Below are 17922 nucleotides of genomic sequence, written 5' to 3'. Positions count from 1 at the left end.
GAATTAATCAGTATTCTCTATTTGTTTGTAGGCATCGATAACTTTCTTCACAAGTCTGTGGCGCACAATGTCTTTGTCGTCCAAGTAAATGATGCCGATGCCTTCGATGTCCTTAAGAACTAATAACGCTTCTTTCAAACCCGAAATCGTTCTTCGAGGCAAATCGACCTGACCCGGATCGCCGGTAATCATGAACTTGGCGTTTTTTCCCATACGTGTGAGGAACATTTTCATTTGCGAATGCGTCGTGTTCTGAGCTTCATCGAGTATTACGAAAGCGTTGTCTAACGTTCTTCCGCGCATAAAAGCCAACGGTGCAATCTGAATGATGCCTTTGAGAATGTAATCTTCAAGCGATTGTGGTGGCAACATATCGCGCAACGCATCGTATAAAGGTTGCATATACGGATCTAGTTTCTCTTTCATATCACCCGGAAGGAAACCGAGGTTCTCGCCCGCTTCAACGGCCGGACGCGTTAGAATGATTCTTTTGACTTCTTTGTCTTTCAATGCTTTTACAGCGAGTGCGACACCGGTATAGGTTTTTCCGGTTCCGGCTGGACCCACGGCAAAAACCATATCGTTTTTGTTGATCGTATCGACAAGCAATTGCTGGTTGGGTGTCATCGCTTTGATGATTTTTCCACCGATTCCGTGCACTAAAATTTTGTCGTGGTCTGGCATGCGTTGTTCATCCTGAGAATTGCTTTGAATCACGCGCTCGATGACGTTATCATCGATTCGGTTGTACCGCGTGAAATGCTGCATCAGGCGGTTGAATCGGACTTCAAACTCATCGAGGACTTCTTTTTCTCCGAAAGCCTTTAAGGTCGTGCCCCGAGCTACAATTTTTAATTTAGGATAGTACTTTTTAATGGTTTCAAGATGAGAATCTTGGGCGCCCCAGAATTCTTTAGGGGCGATGTCGTTGAGATCAATTATTCTTTCGTTCAAAAGGAAGTCGTATTAAATTAAAAATTTGTTACTATAATTAGTAGCTTTGCATTCAAATTTACTGAGTTTTTAGTTCTGTTCTCTTTTTATTTATAAACAATTTTATGTCAATAATTACGCTGACGACCGATTACGGTTTGAAAGATCATTTTGTGGGAGCCTTGAAAGGCAAAATCCTTACAGATTATCCTGAAGCCGTGATTATCGATATCTCGCACGACATCGATTTGTTTAATACTTCCGAGGCGAGCTACATCATCGGCGCGAGTTATTCGAGTTTTCCCAAAGGAACCGTACACCTTATTGGTGTGGATGCCGAACTCAATAAAGAAAACCAGCACATCGCCATCCAATGGAACGACCATTATTTCATCTGTGCCGACAACGGAATCCTGAGCATGCTGATCCAAAACTTCAAACCGCAAAAAATGGTCGCGATCAATATCCACGATCGTTTGCCTGTAGAAGCTACTGATTTGGATTTGTTCGTGAAAGTCGCTTGCCATTTAGCCAAAGGCGGACTATTGAATGTCGTCGGCAAGGAAATCACGAGCATCAAACAGATTACGGAATTGCAGCCTATGGTGGCTTCGGATAAGAATTCCATTAAAGGTTCCGTAATTTATATCGATCATTTCGGCAATGTCGTGACGAACATCACCAAGAAACTTTTTCTCGAAGTCGCCAAAGGCAGGCCTTATGAAATACCGCTGATGCAAGGCAAAAACCAAAAAAGATCAATCCCGATCAAAAACATCTGGGCGAAATATTCGGACATTTCGAATGTCGGCAATTACCCGATGAAGAATTACGAAGGCGATAAACTCGCGATTTTCAACGAAGCAGGCCATCTCGAAATCGCCATTTTCAGAAGCAACCCGATGAGTGTCGGAAGCGCTTCCAGCCTACTTGGTTTGGGCTATCGCGACACCATCACCATCAATTTCCTATAACGATTCAAATAACCAAATCAACAAATAACCAAATCCACATCACAAATGTTCGTACGCATCGTAAAAATGAGTTTCCACGAAGAGCACATTCCGGCTTTTCTCGCCAATTTCGAATTGATGAAAACCAAAATACGAAATGCCAAAGGAAACCGTTTTCTGGAATTGTATCAGGACAAGCACAATCCGTGTATTTTCTTCACTTACAGCTATTGGGAAACCGAAGATGATTTGGAAAATTACCGCCGTTCGGAATTGTTTTACGACGTCTGGACATTTACGAAAAAACTGTTCAATGACAAACCGGAAGCTTGGAGCGTGGATAAATTGGTAAGTTTAGAATGACACGGCTGCGCCTTTATACAGACACGGCTGCACCTTTGGACACGCTTCGCTCAGGACACGCCCTACGGGCTTTGGACATAAAGCGAATATATAACGAAAGGTGTCCAACAGCGAAGCGGTCTTAAGTGTAACGTGTCTTAAGCGAAGCGTGTCTAAAAAAAATTAAATTTGCAATTCAATAACGAAAAATGAAAGCAATACTCTTACGTGAAATAAAATCCTTTTTCGGATCGCCAATCGGTTATCTGGTGATTGCGATCTTCTTGCTGCTCAACGGTTTGTTCCTTTGGGTTTTTGAGGGCGATTATAACATCCTCAACAGCGGATTTGCCGATATGAGCCCGTTTTTTACGATTGCCCCGTGGATTTTGATCTTCCTGATTCCGGCCGTCACGATGCGCAGTTTCTCCGATGAAAAAAAACAAGGGACACTTGAATTACTTTTGACTAAACCTTTGAGCCTGTGGCAAATTGTGAATGGAAAATTTTTAGGTGCGATGTTGTTGATTGTGATTGCGATTATCCCAACTTTAATTTATGTTTATGTGATTTCGACACTCGGCATGCCTGAAGGCAATATCGATTTAGGCAGCACGATGGGTTCTTATTTCGGGTTGTTGTTTTTGATCGCATCATATTCCGCGATTGGGATTTTCACTTCGACGCTTTCGGAAAACCAGATTGTAGCGTTCATACTTTCGGTTTTTTTATGCTTCTTCTTATACTTCGCTTTTGACGGCTTGGCGACTTATTTGCCAAACGCTGAAAATTTAATTTCGGCATTCGGCATGGACAACCATTTCAAAAGCATGAGCCGCGGCGTTATTGATACCCGCGATGTAATGTACTTTTTGAGCATCACTGTGGCTTTCCTCTCATTTACTGTTTTCAAATTAAAATCGCTGAAGAACTAATGGTGCCAGTAAAAAATAAAAACATCAAAACCGTATTGTTCACGATTGCTTTTTTGCTGATCCTCAATGGCATTGGCAGCAAGTTTTTCTATCGTTTCGATTTGACGCAGGATCATCGATACACACTTTCGAAAACCTCATTGAATATCCTCAAAGAAGTCAAAGAACCGCTGATCATCGATGTGTTTTTAAAAGGTCAGTTTCCGGGTGAATTCAAAAAACTACAAACTGAAACGCAACAGATTTTAGAGGAATTCAAAGCTTACAACAAAAATATCACGTTCCAGTTTGTCAATCCGATTGAAAACGACGAAGAACGCGACACGATTATGCAATCTTTCATAGAACGTGGTCTAACACCCGTAAACGTTACCGTTGACGATAAAGGCAAACAAACCCAGGAAGTCGTTTTCCCTTGGGCGATTGCAACTTATCACGGTAAAAGTACCAAGGTGCCTTTACTCAAAAACATTATGGGCGCTTCTACGGCGGAGAAAGTTGTGAGTTCGGTGCAGCATCTTGAATATGCTTTTGCGAATGCGTTCAATACGATAGCGAAAGCCAAAGAGAAAAAAGTCGCCGTAATCAAAGGCAATGGCGAAATGCACGATTTGCTGTTGGCGGATTTCATCAAACAGGTTCGCGAGAATTATTTCATCGGAACATTCACCTTAGATTCAGTCGCTAAAAAACCTAATGAAAGTCTGAATTATCTCAAGAAATACGATTTGGCCATCATCGCCAAACCTACCGAAAAATTTACTGACGAAGAAAAATTAGTCTTAGACCAATTCGTCATGAATGGCGGAAAAACCTTATGGTTAGTAGACCAAGTCAACATTGAAATGGACAGTTTGTATAACGATTCGGGCGCAACTTTAGCATTTCCATTCGATCTGAACCTGAACGATATGTTCTTCAAATACGGCGTGCGCATCAACCCTACTTTGGTTAAAGATGTCATGGCCACACCGATTGCTTTGGCTACGGGTGAACAAGGCAGCGCGACGCAATACACTCAATATCCTTGGTTTTATTCGCCTTTGGTTTATCCGGCTTCGAAAAACCCGATTGTGACCAATGTCGATGCGCTTAAATTTGAGTTCGCCAATGGTATGGATACGCTTAAAAACGGCATCAAGAAAACGGTTTTACTAAAATCTTCGCCTTATTCGAAATTGGTCGGCGCGCCGGTCGAAGTCAATCTGAATATGGTTTCGGAACGTCCGGAACAAAGCGATTTCAAAAACACGGGCAACATTCCTTTGGCGGTTTTGCTTGAAGGGAAATTCCATTCGGTTTATGAGAATCGCGTCATGCCTTTCAACGAAAAAACCTTCATGCCTGTCGGAAAAGACAACAAAATGATCGTGATTTCCGATGGCGATTTAGTCCGGAACCAACTTGACAAAAACTTCCAGCCTTTAGAATTAGGCTACGACAAATGGACGAACAAACTCTACGGCAACAAGGAATTCATGATGAATTGCGTGAATTACCTGCTAGACGACACCGGACTTATTAACATTCGCAGCAAGGAAGTCAACCTGCCGCTGCTTGACAAGGAAAAAGTCTACAGCAATTACACGCGGACGCAATGGATAACTGTCGGACTTCCAATAGTGGTGCTCGCGATTTTCGGATTCGTGTTCACATTTCTCAGAAAAAGACGCTACGGCCGCTAATGTTAATAAAATTCTTTTTGTTATTTAGGAGTTTAGGATATATTTGTAAAATGGATGTTCTAGAGACTTTAAAAACATCCGATCAAAAAATTAAGAGCAAATGAAATTTATAGTATCGAGTTCGTACTTATTAAAACAACTTCAAGTATTGGGAAGTGTCATCAACAGCAGCAATACTTTACCCATTTTAGATAATTTCTTATTCGAATTGGACAGCAAAACACTAACCGTTTCTGCTTCTGATTTGGAAACCACGATGTCAGCGACCTTAGAAATCGATTCGACAAGCAAAGGCAGCGTGGCGGTTCCAGCGAAATTATTGCTCGAGATTTTGAAAACGTTTCCAGAGCAACCATTGACGTTTACCGTTGAGGAAAACAGCACGATAGAAATTAGTTCCAATTCTGGAAAATATGCTTTGGCTTATGCTCCGGGAGAAGAATTTCCAAAATCTGTGAATCTTGACAATCCGTCAACGACTTTGGTGCCAGCCGATGTGTTGGCGACCGCGATCAGCAAAACGATTTTCGCGGCCGGAAACGATGATTTGCGTCCGGTAATGTCGGGTGTGTTTTTCCAATTCTCACCGGAAGGTTTGATTTTCGTAGCGACAGACGCACACAAATTGGTGAAATATGCAAGAACTGATGTGATAGCTTCACAAGTTGCTGATTTCATTATGCCGAAAAAACCATTGAATATTCTTAAAAGTATTTTAGGAACTTCTGATGCTGAAATCAAAATTGAATACAACGATTCGAATGCGACCTTCTCTTTTGACAATTATGTGTTGATGTGCCGCTTGATTGACGGAAAATATCCGAATTACGAAGCCGTTATTCCAAAGGAAAATCCAAACAAACTGATGATTGACAGAACACAGTTTTTGAATTCTGTGCGTCGTGTGGCGATTTTCTCGAACAAAACAACACACCAAATCAGATTAAAGATTGCCGGAGCAGAACTCAACATTTCCGCTGAAGATATCGATTACTCGAACAAAGCAGAAGAAAGATTGACTTGTGATTACCAAGGCGATGATATGCAAATTGGATTCAACTCGCGTTTTCTTACAGAAATGTTGACGAACTTACAATCGGATATGATTATGCTCGAAATGTCGTTGCCAAACCGCGCCGGAATCCTTACGCCTGTTGACGGCTTGGAAGACGGAGAAACCGTAACGATGCTCGTGATGCCGGTGATGCTCAACAATTAAAACCTTACCAACCTTTTATACCAAAACCGCAGTTTCTTTGAGATTGCGGTTTTTTTATGCGGTTCGAATTCTAATCCAAACACATCGAATTCTAAATCACAAAGCTACCATCAGCGGATAAAAACGTAACTTTATATAAGCAAGCCGAGAAGTTTGTTATTGATTTATAACTTAAGAGATTATGAGAAATTTTTACGCTTTTTTGCTGTTGGTGACTTCGTTTCCCTTTTATGGCCAGATTGTAACCATTCCCGATGCGAATTTTAAGAATCGTTTGGTGAATACGAATTGTGCATCATTACAATCCGGAAGCAATAACAATATCGATGTTGACATCAATAATGATGGAGAAATACAAGAGAGTGAAGCCGTGCAAATACAATCGCTTAATTTGCAATCGGCTCATATCGCTTCTTTGGATGGGGTTCAATTTTTTACAAATCTGAGAGAAATTAATCTAAATTTCAATGATTTGGTTGCTCTAAATTTCGGTAACCTCAACTTTCTGACTTCAATTCAGTGTTCGGCCAACCAATTGACTTCAATAGTGCTAGGTCCGAATGTTACCTATTTTTACGCTCCGGGGAATCATCTTAATAACCTTGATTTTATTTTTGACGCACCCGATCTGCGAAGCTTGGATCTTTCTGGAAACGGACTTACCAATCTAGATGCTATTACTAATGTTCCCAATCTTCGCTATCTGGATGTTGGATACAATTCCATTACCAGTTTGAACCTCAACAACACCAATTTAGAAAGTGTAGTTTGTGACAACAACCTCATCACTTCGATCAACGCATCTGATTTGCCGCCTAACTTGAAGATTCTTAGCTGCAATTACAATCAGTTGACACATTTGACATTGCCCAACAGTATTACAGATTTATTTTGCGCCTACAATCAATTGACGCAACTCGATCTGAGCGCATTAAATCTCTGGAGATTATCCGTTGCCTACAACCAATTGAGCAGTTTAGAAATTTCGCCTATTAGTAATTTTACCGAAGGCTTGCTTAACATTTCCGGAAATTTATATACCTCGATAACTTTACCAGCACATCCTATTGGCAGTTTTAATTGCCAAAACACCAACTTGACTTCACTAGAATTATTATTTCCAGACAACCCTTTTGATGCTGAGGAATACTTCATCAATAACAATCTGAACCTGAAATACCTCAATTTAAAAAATGGAGCACCCGATTTTTGCGCACCGGATTCACCACACTGGTGTTATTTCACATTAACCAACAATACTGCGCTTGAATTTATTTGTGTGGATGAATCTGAATTGGAAGACCCTTCGTTGCTCGAATCAGTGGCGAATTCCAACAATCCAAATATTCAGTTCTCAAGCTATTGTTCTTTTACTCCTGGCGGTGATTACAACACCATTAGAGGCAACATCAAATTGGATATGGATGCGAACGGTTGCAACGCCAGCGATGAACCAGGAGTATATATTCCAATTCAATTCAATCGCTCAACTTTGGATCTTGGAAAAGGTTTTACCGATATCAATGGCGACTATGCAACGTATACCAATTATGGCAATATAACCCTGACACCTCAATTTGAAAACCCTTATTTTACGGTTACTCCGGCTTCTTATACTTCAAATTTTTCTTTTACAGCGGTAAACGAAACCGAAACCGCCAATTTCTGCATCACGCCCAATGGTATTCACCCAGATTTGGAAGTAAATTTGTTTGCAACAACGCCTGCACGACCAGGTTTTGACGCTACTTATAAAATTATCTATAAAAACAAAGGCACTACGACACAATCCGGAAATGTAACGCTCGATTTTCAAGACGATGTTACCGATTATGTAACGGCTTCTACAACGCCAAACACGATAGCAAATGGTCTAATCGCTTGGAATTTTTCGAATTTAGCCCCTTTTGAAAGCCGCGAGATTACTGTTAGAATGAATGTTAATTCACCTTTAGAAACACCCGCGGTAAATGCGGGAAGCATTTTGATTTTACATGCCAATATCAGTTCTAGCGCTACAGATGAAAATCTTGCAGACAATGACAACAATCTCGAACAAGTTGTCGTGGGCTCATGGGATCCGAACGACAAACAAGTTTCTGTTTTATCGTATGCTTACGATGCACCGGACAAGAATTATTTATACTATACGATCCGCTTTCAAAATATGGGAACTTACGCCGCTGAAAATGTGGTGGTGGCGGATATTTTGTCGGACAAACTCAATGATGATACTCTGCAAATGGTGTCCGCAAGCCACCCGTATCAAAGTCGCTATAATAAGTTCACCAAAAAAATAGAGTTTATTTTTGAAGGCATCAACTTACCCGCATCGATCAATGATGAAGAAGCCAGCCATGGTTATGTCACTTTCAAAATCAAACCGGTGTCGACCCTACAACAAGCGCAGACGGTAGAGAATAAAGCCGATATTTATTTTGATTTTAATGCTCCTGTGCCTACCAATACCACTTCAACCTATTTTTATTCCTTACTAAAAACAGATGGTTTTGGACAAGATGCTTTTTTTACTTTGCATCCGAATCCTTCAAAAAATACGATCAATGTAAATACTGCGAAAGCGATTAAAATCCTTTCCATTAAGATATACAATCCTTTGGGGCAAATCATAAAAACCTTATCTTTGAATACGTTAAGTGCTTCAACAGCAATCGATGTATCCTCATTGAACGCTGGAACTTACTTTATGGAAATCAATTCCGACCAAGGAAAAACAACTAAAAAATTTATAAAACTATAAACAACCGATTATGAAAAAAATATACCTGATTCTCGTTCTGATCGTGGGGCTGCAGACCCAAGCCCAATTCTTTGAAGGATTCGAAGGCGCTGTATTTCCTCCGCCTGGCTGGATTACCGCCAACACCGGTTCCGGAACCGACTCTTGGAAATTGAACCGCCCTCCATTCCCGGCTTACGAAGGATCGAATTGTGCTTTTATTGACCGGTTTAACACGCCGCAAAGCACAGCCGGATATTGGTTGATCACGCCTGCGATTACCGTGGCTGCCCATACGCCGCTGACCTTTTTCAACCGTCAAAGTCTTATAGGTGATGATGCCACAACGCTATACCAAATTAGGGTATCAACGACCTCACAGTCTGATCTGAGCAGTTTTTCAGTCCTTGATTCGTGGGGTGAAACAGATCTTAGCAGTCCGGCTTTGACCTACGAACAGAAAGTAGTTTCGCTTGATGCTTACGTTGGGCAAACGGTTTATTTAGCGTTTGTTCGGATTACTGTGCAACCCACTTTGGTGGTGAGTGGAGATCGTTGGCTCGTGGACAACGTTACTGTTGGGCCGACCAATGTGGTTGGGGGTTTGGCGCAGTATTCCATGAATGGTCTTTGCGATGCTGATTCGACAACTTTGTTCGACCACATTCCTATTGATGCACAATCTGCTGCTGGTACGGATCGGGTATTCACTTCTGCCGAGGGAAATTACTCTTATACTTCTTTAAACAATACTTTTACGCTGGCACCCAATCCGAATATCGGAGGTTATTTTACGATTACACCTAGTAGCTATACCTATAACTTCGCTACTTTGGGAAATGCAGAAACGGCCAATTTTTGTATTGCTCCCAATGGAGTGCATCCTGATTTAGAGATCACTTTACTTCCGCGTTGGAATTTGGCTCCGGGTTTTACGATCTGGTACGACATAGTCTATAAAAACAAAGGCAATCAACTTCAATCTGGAACCGTCACTTTCCATTTTGATGATGCAATATTAGAGTATACATCACCTTCATCTTACCCCGCCGTTGATGCGCAGTCTGCAGGAACACTGAGTTGGAATTTTACTGATTTGAAACCTTTTGAAACCAGGAGGATTGGCGGCATTGCATTAAATTTAAATACACCGACTGACATTCCCGCAGTGAACATAGGAGATGTTGTCAATTCTAGTGCTGCTATCACCACCTCACAAACCGATGATACGCCCAACGACAATACGAGTTCATTAAGTCAGATCGTGGAAGCATCCCATGACCCCAACGACAAAATCGTCACCGAAGGCAGCGTGATTGACATTGCCAAAGTGGATGACTATTTGCATTACATAATCCGTTTCCAGAATATCGGAACTGCTGACGCTTTGAAGGTCGTGGTGCGCGATATCCTGACTGAAAACTTAGACCCGGCTACTTTCGAGATGATTGCTTCGAGCCATCCTTGCCAAACGACTTTAAGAAACAATAAACTGGAATTCGCTTTTGACAATATCAATTTGCCATCATCAATAGTCAACGAAGAAGCAAGCCATGGTTTCGTAGCTTTCAAGATCAAACCGGCCGCAACCGTCGGCATTGGCAGTGTGATTGAAAACACAGCTTCGATTTATTTTGATTTCAACTTCCCCATCATCACCAATACGACTTCAACTACTGTGGCTACTTTGGCTACGAACCTTTTCGATAGTAGCGATTTTACAATCTATCCAAATCCGGCACAAAATTCAATCACCGTAAAAGCAGATAATACGGCTGTCATTCAATCAATTATCTTATACAATCTTTTGGGGCAAATGGTTAATTCCGTATCTTCGAATACCCTAAGTGCTTCAACAACAATCGATTTGTCAGCATTGAAAGCCGGAACTTACTTTATGGAAATCCAGTCCAGTCAAGGGAAAACAACTAAGAAGTTTGTGAAACTTTAAACGCTATTGCTATGAAAAAACTTTACTTTTCGTTATTCATTTTTTGTCTTTCCTTTAATTTTTACGGGCAAATCATCAACATTCCCGATGCGAATTTTAAAAATTATCTGCTCACCCAAAACACGGTAGAGACAAACGGTGACTGGATTCCGGATGCTGTTGCCGATGCAAACCAAGATGGCGAAATCGATCAGAATGAAGCACTGGCAGTTACTATAATCTGGCCTAATAGTCTTCAAATTACCGACCTTACCGGGCTTGAATATTTCACGAATGTAACCTTTTTGGATTTCAGTGGCAATTTCGTGACGGCAGTTGACTTGCATACCTTACATCATCTGAAAACCGTCCGCTGCAATAACAACCTGCTCACCGAAATCAATCTTTGTGGGACGGTGGCTACAATATTGTATGCGGAAAACAATCCGAATCTGACTTACATTTCAATTAAGAACAATGTGATTTCAACATGGAGTATCGGCAGAAATTCTTTGCCAAATACGCCACCAGGCCCGCCTTCGTTTCAGTTTCCAATATCTTTGCAGACACTTTGTTGTGATGTTGGCGAAGAAGGTGCTTTTTTTGTTGAAAGTAATGTGGTGGTAACAACAGATTGCGTTTTAGACTGTGGCGAAAATCCAAACCGCATTGCAGGAAATGTCAAGTATGATTTGGCGGGTAATGGCTGTGATGCTTCAGACATCGGCGCCAGTATTCCAATAAAAATAACAAAAAACGGCATACCGAGTTTTAGAACTTATAGTGCTGGTGGCCGTTATAGCGCCATTACTTATGATGACAATCTCACTTTAACACCACAATTTTCCAACCCTTATTACACAATTAGCCCGGCCACAGCCAATACTACTTATGCAGGAACAGGCAATGTAGAAAATATCGATTTCTGCATTACACCCAACGCTGTTTTCCCGGATCTCTCGGTCAATTTGGTCACCGGAACCCCACCACGTCCGGGTTTTGATACGCTTTATTTTATGTATTATAAAAATAAAGGCACCGTGCCCTTGTCTGGTCAGGTTACTTTAAATTTTGATGACACAAGACTTGATTATTTGGGAGCGGATCCGGCAGTCGCATCGATTTCAGAAGGATTGATCACCTGGGATTTCAATAATATGGCGCCCTTTGAAACGCGTTACATTTCTTTTAAGATGAATGTCAATGCGCCTTCAGAAACCCCGCCGGTGAATGTGGGCGATTTATTGGATTTTTCAGCGCACATCAATTTGAACGCAGCTACAGACAGCAATCCTGACGACAATCAATCGAATTTGACGCAAGTCGTCAGAGGTTCTTTCGACCCTAATGACATCAGCGTATCAAGCCTTATCACTCAGATTGAACCGCCTATGGAATACCTCACTTATACGATTCGTTTCCAGAATACAGGCAATGAGGCGGCAGAAAAAGTGCGCATCACCGATAGGCTCGACGAACGTTTTGATAAAAGCACTTTAGAAATTATTGGTGCTAGTCATCCCTACAGAGCCACGCTTGAAGAGAATAACAAACTGGAGTTTACTTTCGACAACATCAACTTGCCCGATTCCACTTCAGACGAACCGGGAAGCCATGGCTATGTCTCGTTTAAGATCAAACCAATCGAAGGAAGTATGAATTCAGGAGAATCAATGGCTAACGAAGCGAAAATTTATTTTGACTTCAATCTTCCGATACTGACCAATTCGGCAACTACGGCTTATTATACCTTGTTGGGAACTCAAAATTACGATAAGAATGTTGTTACGCTTTATCCGAATCCGGCGAAAAACTTGGTCAATGTTGTTGTTTCGAAAGGAGCCTATTTAAAATCTGTAACAATCTATAACACTTTAGGGCAATTGGTAAAAACCATCGATAATCACAGCGCCGAAAAAAACATTGCCATTGATGTAGCGTCATTAAAAAGCGGAACTTATTTTATTGAAGTCGATGCGGAACAAGGCAAATCGACTAAGAAATTTATAAAACTATAAAAACCAAGATCATGAAAAAAAACTACTTCCCGATATTATTAACTTTTTTTTCGTTGGCGTCCTTTGGGCAGATTGTGACCATTCCGGATGCGAATTTTAAGAATGTATTGTTGAATACGATCTGTGCGGATTTAGTTGGAAATTCAGCTCCAACCACTGACGTTGATATGAATAATGATGGAGAAATTCAAGTGAGTGAGGCTTTGCTAATTCGCGGCCTAGACGTTAAAAATTCAAGTATTGCATCATTAGACGGTATTGCTTCTTTTTCAAATTTACGTCAGTTGGATTGTTCCAATAATAATCTTCAAAGCTTAGACCTGAATGGTGTTAATGGGCTCAGATCCCTGAGGTGTTCCAATAACTTTCTAACGACTTTGAATTTGTCAAATCTTTCGAATTTAGGATCATTGAATTGCGGTTATAATCAATTAAGCACGTTGGATATCAATGCCTTAAATCAGTTAGAGTTTTTTACTTGCAATAATAACCAATTGACTTCTCTTAATATTAGCAATAAACCACAACTGGGTTCAGTACTTTGTCCGCAAAACCAACTTACCACACTTAGTTTGGTGAATGTTCCGGGTCTCTATGAATTGAATTGCTCTGATAATCTACTAACATCTTTAAACGTTCCCTCTGGTAATTCTTTTGAAACCTTTATTTGCTCGCGAAATCTATTGACCGCATTAGATCTGACAAGCGGAACTAATGATTTTTGGTGGCTCGATGTTTCTTATAATCAACTAGCCAATTTTATTGTTCCAAGGTTTTCATTTGATGGAAGGCTCAATATTTCGGGGAATTTGTACACATCACTCTCTTTTCTGCCGAACTCCACCATAATATCATTTACTATTGATGATACTAATCTAGTTTCCTTAGACCTTTCAAATGTATTAACGACACCACAAGATATAGATCCGTCGGAATATTTTTTTAAATTAAACAATAATCCTAACCTGCAATCTCTGAACGTAAAGAACGGTCAGCAGCAATACTTTACTAGCTTTTATATTTCAAATAATCCGGTACTTACTTCAATTTGTGCCGATGTCATTGAGGTTTCCTCCGCAGCAGACGCATTCGGCAGCAACGCAACGGTAGTCAGCGATTGCACACTTGGAAATCAGGCTGTTTCCAGCAAACAAGTAACGTTGACGCCAAATCCGACGACTGGTATTTTGAATGTCCATTTTGAAACCGGGTTCAGTATCAATGAAATCAATCTATACAATCCGTTAGGGCAATTGGTCAAAACACTGACCGAGAATGAAATCAATACTTCCTCAGCCATTGACGTCAGTGCTTTAAAAACCGGAACGTATTTTATGGAAATTGTTTCTGATGGAAGTAAAACGATTAAGAAATTTGTGAAGCTTTAGAAAGTCTTTAGGTTTGAATTGCATTATTTATTAGGTTCAATTAGGGCTATGGGCAATGAATCGAAAACCAGCGAGTTCTTTTGCAACTAGATTGGTAATTTTTGCTGAGGGTACGTGGCTTCGCGAGGTTGGAGATTTCGGAGCAAGGTATTTTCTATTTTGCAAACTAGTTGTTAGTCTTTGGTAATTCCACAATAGCACCAATCTCGTGAAATCGCTGTTGTGCGTAGTTTTTGAATTTAATAATAAATGTGTTTTCCTCATACTCAATTCCTTTTTCTTTGATTGATTTATTCGGATTAATATTATTTTCAATAATTAATTCGGCATTATTTAATTCCAAAATTTTTGCTGTAGTTCCTAAACCAAGCCCTTTTCCTGACTTACCTAATTTTATTGCTATTAAACCCGAAAAACCTTCTTGAAATAAATTTCTTTTTTCATCATTGGTGATTTTTAATGAAGACATTTCTAATTTTAGGTAAAAATCATCTTTGTCTTTCTGAAATTTCACGAATAAGGTTGAATTTGGGCGTATATATTTTGTTGAATTATCAATTAAGTGGTATAATGCAACATGTAAAATTTCATAATCAAATATCAAATAATCATCGTTTTCTTCAAATTGTACATAAACGTTTAAATCCTTGAAATCTTGAAAAAAGATATGAAATAAATTTAGAGTAACTTTTCTAATTTGATGCCTTCTATTTCTGATTCTAGTTTCACCTTCCATTAATTTATTGATGACAGAAAATTCTGCTTTCATAGCAGCATTATTTTTTGCAATTCTTAAAAAAGTTCTTGCAGCTTCTTCTGGATTTTCGATTAATTTTTTTTGAATAGATTCTAATTGCTGGTTTAAATTTTGGGTTAATAATTCTTGAGGAACTACTGCATATAATTCTTGTATGTTATGACCATTTGTTTTGGTCAAATTATGAATTAATTTTTGCGAGTCAAGATTTAATTTTTCTTTGATGAGCTCAATTTCTTTTAACCCAAATAGAATTGATTCAAGTTTGTTTATGAACGTTTTAGAGCTGGAATAATAATCTTTTGAATTTGAACAACAAAAAACTTCGCCTAATTCATTCTCTTTAAAACCAATTCTTCTTTGGTCTTCATGAACTGGGCATTTAACCTTTATTGTAAGTGAAGAACAATTATTGATACACGCAGAACATTCCGCAGAAAAGTCTGAATGCAAATTGATTCTATTTTTATTTTTTAATTGTATTCTCATTTCAACTCTACTTCGGCACTAAATTGTTCAATAATTTCTTGAAATTCTGATGGGTCAGCATTTTTATAAAGGAAATCATCAACTTTTCTTAATGCTTCGTGAAATCTATTTCCTGCAGATTCTGTAGAGTATAGAATTACTTTCTTTTCAGGATATTTTTTCTTTAAATAATTTGCCAAACCAAGTCCTTCGTCACTAAACCCCATTTTGATTCCAACACCATTAATATCTACAAAAAGAATATGTGAATTCTTAACTAAATCAGAATCTGGGTTTTCAATATCTTTGACAATTTTAGTATTAATCCATCCAGCAACATTTAAAATTTTAATTATTTTAAATTTTGTGTCATCATCAACAAATAGAATATTCGTTAGTTTTTTTCTAGTATCTAATTCGTCTTTTGTTGACGAGGCACTTTTTGGTACAAGATTTTCTTGTTTATTTTCACCATTAAGATTATTCGTAATATTTATTTCATTTTTTATTTCGGGTTTAATTTCTGTATTAAATTCAGGATTTATTGTTGCCCTTATTTTTGTTAATCCAAGACTTTCATTATCACTATTTTTATTAAAAAAGAAATTAATAATTAAGCCAATTAAAAAAACTCCAACACCACTAAAAATCCATTCTTTATTTGCTATTATCCATTCCATATGCTCTTGTTTTCTATTTAGTTCTGTAAAATTGCTCATAACGATTTGCTAAGTCTAAAAAAACTCAGTTCTCAAAAGTAATCGTCCCTCCAAAAATACCAAATTTATCCCAAACAACGTTCTGCAACTAATCTTTATTTTTTTTACCGTCGCGCTTCTTTGTGTCAAAATTTTTAAAATTTAAAAATGGCCACAACTTCTGTGTCAAAATTTTCAGTTCAAAAAATTTGACACAAAAACCGTGGCAAAATATTTGCCTCGAAAATTTTGACACAAAAAGAACTTGCATCATGAAAAAACAAACTACCCTCACCGCCCTACTCGGTCTTTCGCAACACGAAGCCGCGATGCTATTGGGTGTCAGCAGAAGCCAGTGGTCGATGTACGAATCAGGCCAACGCGACCTCCCGCTCCACGCCAAAGAATTACTCGCTGCGCTACTCGCCCACATGCAATCGTATGATGCTGCTGCCAAAAGCAATATCACGCCACAAAAAATAACGAACGATCAGCTTCAACGGCAAATGCAGGAGAACGAATACCAGCAGTTGGTCATCGCTCGTAAAATCGCCAGGGTCGCCAAAAAGCAAGAAGCGCAAGCCCGGTTGTTGCACCTGAGCGACTTTTTGAGTACACACCAAGCCTATAAAAACGCGAATGCACAGCTGCGCCAGACTATTGCCTCCAAAGCAACGCCGGAACGCGAAGCGGAATTTTCGGATACGCTTACCAAACTGCGACGCCAACAGCAACTTTTGGTACTTGAGCAATTATTTTTAGAATCCAGAAAAGCAGAGAATGCGACCTAAGTACTATCGTAAAAGAAAAGCGAGACCAATGCTCGCTTTTTTTATACAGTCCAATTTCTTAAGTCAATGCTAACCTCTTGCCCGTTAGCATTGCTATACGCTTACACTTTCACAATTTCAAAAGTGATGGTGATGTCCTCGACCAATTCTTTTTCTTCGACATCCAATTGATCAAAAGCGGTTTTCGGATTAGGCGAGCGCTCGACCAAACACGCAGCAGCCACCAATCCGCTTTTTTTATACGATCGGTCCTCAAAGACGCGATCGTTATATTTACTGACTTTTTTCACGCCATGAATCGCCACGTTTAAGGCTTTCGCAATATTGTCGGCATTGGTCTTGGCGTCAGCAATCGCAGCAGCTACGAGTTTTAATCGGATCGTATTTTCGAGTTCAGACGACAACTGGGTATCAAAAGCCACATCCGTATCCTTATGATTGGCCAGTTGCACTTGCTGATAAAAAGCGTCGATCAACCGATTGTCGAGCGGAAATACGATTCTCAGCACATTCGTGGCGCGGTATTTTTTTTGCTCGTCGCCATTATAACGGTCTTTCGAAATGGTATATTCGGCGATCTTGATGTGTTCTTTCTTAAATCCGATGGTAGCTAAGGATTGCTGTAAACGCTGCATCTCCGTGTTCAAATCTTTAATCGCCGTGAGCTCAGAGTCGTTGTCTTTATCGACAGTAATGGTCAGAATAGCGATGTCGGGTGCAATCTTAATGACGGCATGCCCGTCAGAAACAATTTCGTTTGAATTGTTGGTTTGTGCATCAACACTACAATTCAAAAACAACAACAGAAGAAAAAGAAGATTTTTCATGATGAGAAGGAATTAGTGGTTCATAATTCCACAATAGCAACCGCGTCAACGGTGCTTTGCAGCCTTTAATTTTAGAACGAAAAAAAGGATGGGAAATTGTTTCTAAGGAAAGTAAGACGGCTGAGAAGTTGTGCAGTTGTAATTAAAATTTCACCACTAAAAAATCTGTTTTATGAAAATAAAGCAGGTATTTTTATTTTGAATTAAACCATGTGATATAAAAACCGTCTATGAATAG

14 protein-coding genes are annotated in these 17922 nt (G+C 39.5%); 10 read left to right on the top strand and 4 right to left on the bottom strand.

The features are described 5' to 3' along the window. Positions 1–3: 3 nt before the first annotated feature. A complete protein-coding gene (locus tag Q0058_RS01975) occupies positions 4–954 on the bottom strand; it encodes a PhoH family protein (protein ID WP_298221054.1) in 951 nt (316 codons plus the stop codon). A gap of 104 nt (positions 955–1058) precedes the next feature. Here Q0058_RS01975 and Q0058_RS01970 point away from each other — a divergent pair, with 104 nt between their 5' ends. The 9 genes from Q0058_RS01970 to Q0058_RS01930 all read left to right on the top strand — a co-directional run bounded on the left by Q0058_RS01970 (position 1059) and on the right by Q0058_RS01930 (position 14143). Then, a complete protein-coding gene (locus tag Q0058_RS01970) occupies positions 1059–1907 on the top strand; it encodes an SAM-dependent chlorinase/fluorinase (protein ID WP_298221053.1) in 849 nt (282 codons plus the stop codon). Positions 1908–1952: 45 nt separating this feature from the next. After that, positions 1953–2249 carry an antibiotic biosynthesis monooxygenase family protein gene (locus tag Q0058_RS01965; protein ID WP_298221052.1) on the top strand — a complete coding sequence of 99 codons (297 nt, stop codon included), beginning with the start codon at positions 1953–1955 and terminating at the stop codon, positions 2247–2249. 188 nt (positions 2250–2437) lie between these two features. Further along, a complete protein-coding gene (gene gldF, locus Q0058_RS01960) occupies positions 2438–3163 on the top strand; it encodes a gliding motility-associated ABC transporter permease subunit GldF (RefSeq protein ID WP_298221051.1) in 726 nt (241 codons plus the stop codon). Next, complete coding sequence (gene gldG, locus Q0058_RS01955; protein ID WP_298221050.1) at positions 3163–4848, top strand: gliding motility-associated ABC transporter substrate-binding protein GldG; 1686 nt, start codon at positions 3163–3165, stop codon at positions 4846–4848. Before gldF ends, gldG begins: the two co-directional genes overlap by 1 nt. Positions 4849–4948: 100 nt before the next feature. After that, positions 4949–6067 carry a DNA polymerase III subunit beta gene (gene dnaN, locus Q0058_RS01950; protein ID WP_298221049.1) on the top strand — a complete coding sequence of 373 codons (1119 nt, stop codon included), beginning with the start codon at positions 4949–4951 and terminating at the stop codon, positions 6065–6067. A 181-nt stretch (positions 6068–6248) separates the two neighbouring features. After that, the gene (locus Q0058_RS01945; RefSeq protein ID WP_298221048.1) at positions 6249–8828 is read left to right on the top strand and encodes a T9SS type A sorting domain-containing protein; all 2580 of its coding nucleotides are present in this window, start codon (positions 6249–6251) and stop codon (positions 8826–8828) included. A gap of 10 nt (positions 8829–8838) precedes the next feature. After that, positions 8839–10758 carry a choice-of-anchor J domain-containing protein gene (locus Q0058_RS01940; protein WP_298221047.1) on the top strand — a complete coding sequence of 640 codons (1920 nt, stop codon included), beginning with the start codon at positions 8839–8841 and terminating at the stop codon, positions 10756–10758. 11 nt (positions 10759–10769) lie between these two features. Continuing rightward, positions 10770–12755: a T9SS type A sorting domain-containing protein gene (locus Q0058_RS01935; protein WP_298221046.1), complete on the top strand. Its 1986-nt coding sequence runs from the start codon at positions 10770–10772 to the stop codon at positions 12753–12755. An 11-nt stretch (positions 12756–12766) separates the two neighbouring features. Next, on the top strand, positions 12767–14143 hold the full coding sequence (locus Q0058_RS01930) for a T9SS type A sorting domain-containing protein (RefSeq protein ID WP_298221045.1): 1377 nt from the start codon (positions 12767–12769) through the stop codon (positions 14141–14143). Between the two features lie 166 nt (positions 14144–14309). Here Q0058_RS01930 and Q0058_RS01925 read toward each other — a convergent pair whose 3' ends face one another. Together Q0058_RS01925 and Q0058_RS01920 are read right to left on the bottom strand one after the other, a co-directional pair. After that, entirely contained in the window at positions 14310–15389 is a 1080-nt protein-coding gene (locus Q0058_RS01925; protein WP_298221044.1) for a hypothetical protein, read from the bottom strand. Beyond that, positions 15386–16087, bottom strand: a complete 702-nt coding sequence (locus Q0058_RS01920) for a response regulator (RefSeq protein WP_298221043.1) — start codon at positions 16085–16087, stop codon at positions 15386–15388. The genes Q0058_RS01925 and Q0058_RS01920 overlap by 4 nt, the downstream gene beginning before the upstream one ends. Before the next feature lie 188 nt (positions 16088–16275). Here Q0058_RS01920 and Q0058_RS01915 point away from each other — a divergent pair, with 188 nt between their 5' ends. Further along, positions 16276–16857 (top strand): helix-turn-helix transcriptional regulator, encoded by a 582-nt coding sequence (locus Q0058_RS01915; protein ID WP_298221042.1) that lies wholly within the window; start codon positions 16276–16278, stop codon positions 16855–16857. Between the two features lie 101 nt (positions 16858–16958). On the opposite strand, the gene Q0058_RS01910 is transcribed toward Q0058_RS01915, so the two are convergent. After that, a complete protein-coding gene (locus tag Q0058_RS01910) occupies positions 16959–17684 on the bottom strand; it encodes an SIMPL domain-containing protein (RefSeq protein WP_298221041.1) in 726 nt (241 codons plus the stop codon). Positions 17685–17922 lie beyond the last annotated feature (238 nt).

The sequence above is a fragment of the Flavobacterium sp. genome (assembly GCF_027484705.1).
Taxonomy (GTDB): Bacteria; Bacteroidota; Bacteroidia; order Flavobacteriales; family Flavobacteriaceae; genus Flavobacterium.
Note: the sequence above shows the minus strand (reverse complement) of the source record. Positions and strands in the feature narration are given on the sequence as shown.

Bases quoted from the DNA above. Each gene is read 5' to 3' on its own strand.
- Q0058_RS01970 (WP_298221053.1), top strand. From the start codon at position 1,059: ATGTCAATAATTACGCTGACGACCGATTACGGTTTGAAAGATCATTTT.
- Q0058_RS01920 (WP_298221043.1), bottom strand. From the start codon at position 16,087: ATGAGCAATTTTACAGAACTAAATAGAAAACAAGAGCATATGGAATGG.
- Q0058_RS01945 (WP_298221048.1), top strand. From the start codon at position 6,249: ATGAGAAATTTTTACGCTTTTTTGCTGTTGGTGACTTCGTTTCCCTTT.
- Q0058_RS01965 (WP_298221052.1), top strand. From the start codon at position 1,953: ATGTTCGTACGCATCGTAAAAATGAGTTTCCACGAAGAGCACATTCCG.
- gldG (WP_298221050.1), top strand. From the start codon at position 3,163: ATGGTGCCAGTAAAAAATAAAAACATCAAAACCGTATTGTTCACGATT.
- gldF (WP_298221051.1), top strand. From the start codon at position 2,438: ATGAAAGCAATACTCTTACGTGAAATAAAATCCTTTTTCGGATCGCCA.
- Q0058_RS01910 (WP_298221041.1), bottom strand. From the start codon at position 17,684: ATGAAAAATCTTCTTTTTCTTCTGTTGTTGTTTTTGAATTGTAGTGTT.
- Q0058_RS01935 (WP_298221046.1), top strand. From the start codon at position 10,770: ATGAAAAAACTTTACTTTTCGTTATTCATTTTTTGTCTTTCCTTTAAT.
- dnaN (WP_298221049.1), top strand. From the start codon at position 4,949: ATGAAATTTATAGTATCGAGTTCGTACTTATTAAAACAACTTCAAGTA.
- Q0058_RS01940 (WP_298221047.1), top strand. From the start codon at position 8,839: ATGAAAAAAATATACCTGATTCTCGTTCTGATCGTGGGGCTGCAGACC.
- Q0058_RS01930 (WP_298221045.1), top strand. From the start codon at position 12,767: ATGAAAAAAAACTACTTCCCGATATTATTAACTTTTTTTTCGTTGGCG.
- Q0058_RS01925 (WP_298221044.1), bottom strand. From the start codon at position 15,389: ATGAGAATACAATTAAAAAATAAAAATAGAATCAATTTGCATTCAGAC.